Origin of the sequence: Lachnoanaerobaculum saburreum DSM 3986 (assembly GCF_000185385.1) — a bacterium.
GTDB lineage: Bacteria > Bacillota > Clostridia > Lachnospirales > Lachnospiraceae > Lachnoanaerobaculum > Lachnoanaerobaculum saburreum.
Map to the genome: position 1 here is coordinate 926860 of NZ_GL622296.1, position 717 is coordinate 927576.

Annotated in this window: 1 pseudogene; it reads left to right on the plus strand. The window is 35.3% G+C overall.

Features of this window, described 5'->3' with window-relative positions:
• Window positions 1–333, plus strand: a pseudogene (locus HMPREF0381_RS15295) (Rpn family recombination-promoting nuclease/putative transposase); the annotation flags it as partial.
• Between the last annotated feature and the right edge of the window lie 384 nt (window positions 334–717).

A 717-nucleotide genomic window follows, 5' to 3' on the forward strand; every position in this document is an offset into this window, starting at 1 on the left:
ATGCGCGTAAATAAGGACTATGTAGCCGGCGATACAGTAATTAAGCATGTGGATGAACTGTTGATGCTGATGACTGCAATGACAAGGGACTGTAGATTTGAAGAAACCATAAACGAAGTGAAAGGAAAGGAGCATGTAACTATGTGTGAAGTACTTGATAGAGTAGAAGCAAGAGGCATAGAAAAGGGAAGAGAAGAAGGTATTAGAGAGGGTATTAAAGAAGGAACTGTAAATGTTCTTATCTCTTTGGTAAAGGATGGAATTCTAAGCATTGCGGATGCGGCAAAAAGAGCGAATATGAGCGAAGAAAGCTTTATACAGTATATAAAATGATATTTGACTAAGGATCAGAAAATAATGGGGAAGGTTCCTGTTATTATATATGTTTTTAGGTGGACTGCCTCTAAGCCTACCTATATTTATTTTCTGCAAAAATAATCAATCTTCAATCTTTTTGTAAAATTCTAAGGTTGATTTTTATAGTCTTAATATCTAAAATTTAAAATGGGGTGTTGCTATATGTATGTTTTTTATACAGTTTTACAGAAATAGTATTATATAAGATATGTAAATTGTTAAAGGAATGCTCTTGGCGGTTATGATATGACGGGAATCGTTTGCAAAAGCTAACCCCGATAATGGGACGGAAACAATAATGCTTTGCGGTGTGTCGGCATACCACCACTGTTTACAAAAGCTAACCCCTATAATGGGACT